Annotated in this window: 1 protein-coding gene; it reads left to right on the top strand. The window is 38.7% G+C overall.

Annotated features, from left to right (window positions below; all coding sequences use genetic code 11):
- Positions 1 to 256 precede the first annotated feature (256 nt).
- Positions 257 to 2,258 (top strand): autotransporter outer membrane beta-barrel domain-containing protein (locus JK188_RS17910; protein ID WP_211888689.1); only part of this gene is annotated, 2,002 nt, incomplete at its 3' end.

Here is a 2,258-nt window from a genome sequence, read left to right as displayed (position 1 = left end):
TTATAAATTAGACACACAGTTCCAACCGATAACATTGTCATTAACTTTTCCACTTAATAGTCAAATTTAGATAACTTTATTAAAGGCTAAAAAAAATTCACCCATAAAATCAATGCTCATTAATTTAACAATAAGAGCTTAAAAATAATTTAAATATTCCCGTAACTGCATCAGTAGCCTAACAGCTCGCTGGGCATCATTACACTGCTAATAACTTGATTTAATTTTTAAAATTAAACGTCAAGGATGGTTTCACATGAAAAATAAAAAACGCTATTATCCAGTAAATTATCTTTTTTTACTTATAATGGCTTCAACAGGTCATGCTGCCACCATTACAAATGGTGAAGTCAAAGAGTTAGATGATAAAAATGAAATTTTAGATCTTGAAGATTTACATATAAGAAATGGAAAAGTTTTTGTTAAATCTGGAACGCTAGAAACCAATAGCACAGTTATCACTGATTATTTTGGAGAATCTGGAAGTGTCACGGTTTCAGGAAGCGATGCTATCTGGAATAACAAAAACACCTTGAATCTTGGTGTCATCAGCATTCATAACAGATACACAAAAACCCCCTCGCAATCAGGTATTGATATTCTTAATGGCGCTCAAGTTTATACCGATAAATTTTCTATGGGCAATTATCGGGGCACCAATCTTGACGAGAAAGCGCAATATACCTTAAATGTCGATGGCAAAGGTTCCATCTTAAAAGTTAATCAAGATTTAACAGCCTCCTCATTTGATAGTAATCGATTCCCAATCGGCATTGTCACAATCAATATCGATAATGACGGTGTTATTGAAGCTGAAAATGTCGTCATACATGATATGAACATAAACTATGACGGAGCATCCCTAAAAACGGTTTTAAATATCAAAAATAACGGATTATTAAACGTTCAAGAAGACGTTTACTTTGCCAAAAACTTTGGAAATGCCGAACCAGATACCCCCAGTGAACTGAATATTTTGTCTGGCGGTAAAATTAAAGCGAAAAACTTCCATGCCGGTGTACATAAAGTGTGGAGTGATAATTCCCCTGTCTCCCTATTAATTTCCGGTCAAGGCTCCTCCATTGATGTGGCTGAAGATTTTACTACTGGAGGAAATTTACGAAGCTTATTAACTGTCGAAGATGGCGCTGAAATAAACGCTAAAAATATCACTTTGGGTACGGGAGAGTCCGCAACGGTTGACCCTTACGATATCAACACGCCGCATCCAACCGTAATCGTAACTGGCGAGCAATCAAAAATCACCGCTCAAAACCACCTCATCTTAGGGGATAACGTCAACCATGAAATCACCATTGCAGACGGTGGCTTGGTCTCTGCCGAAGAGATAACTCTCGGTAAAACAAAGCTTCTTCCAAGTATTCTAGGAAGAAGTACCCTTAACCTGCTGGCTGGCGGGAACGTCACCACCCAAAAAATCAACTTAAACAAAGACAGTAATTACTTCAATGCCGTTATTTATCATGGTGATGGTGGTCTAGCGGGAGAATTAAATACCGAGAGTATCGAAGGCTTTACTGGCAAGAATAACTACCAGTTTGATGGCGATAAACTCCCTATGCAGGCGGGATTAGTGTTCAATTATCAAAATGATAATGATTTTGCCCCGAATCTGATTAATACCATCAATGTGGTGAAAAACAATACCAATACCATCACGTTTGCAGGAGATAACAACCTGCATGGTGGCATTGTGGTTATCAACGATGGTGCGTTAAAAGCAGGCAATCAAAACGCCTTTGGAAGCCGTGTCGATGTTAAAAACTTCAGCCAGTTTGACCTCAATGGATTTGGCCAAAAAATTTCATCACTGGATAACCGTGGAGTCGTTAAGCTTTCAAGGGACAACCAAACACAAACGCATTTGAATATTCTTAATGGTTATAAGGCTGATAATGGCTCTCTCTATTTCAATACTGAACTGGGTGGGGATGATTCAAAAACAGATAAATTAATCATCTATGGTGATAGCACCGGTAATACCACGGTTTATGTGAATAATATTTATGGAAAAGGCGCACAAACTGAAAAAGGCATTGAACTGATTACCGTTGCAGGTCGCTCCCTTGGGGAGTTTAAGCAAAGCGGACGTATTGTTGCAGGCGCTTATGATTACACGCTACTGCGCGGTGGCTATATTCCAGGTACGAATTATAAAAACTGGTATTTGACCAGTTTTTATGTGGAGCCGCCAGTTGACCCTGTCGACCCTATTGACCCCGTTGACCCTATTGACC

Origin of the sequence: Providencia sp. JGM181 (assembly GCF_018257375.1) — a bacterium.
In the GTDB taxonomy this organism is placed as follows: domain Bacteria; phylum Pseudomonadota; class Gammaproteobacteria; order Enterobacterales; family Enterobacteriaceae; genus Providencia; species Providencia lanzhouensis.
This window is presented reverse-complemented; position numbering and strand designations above follow the sequence as displayed.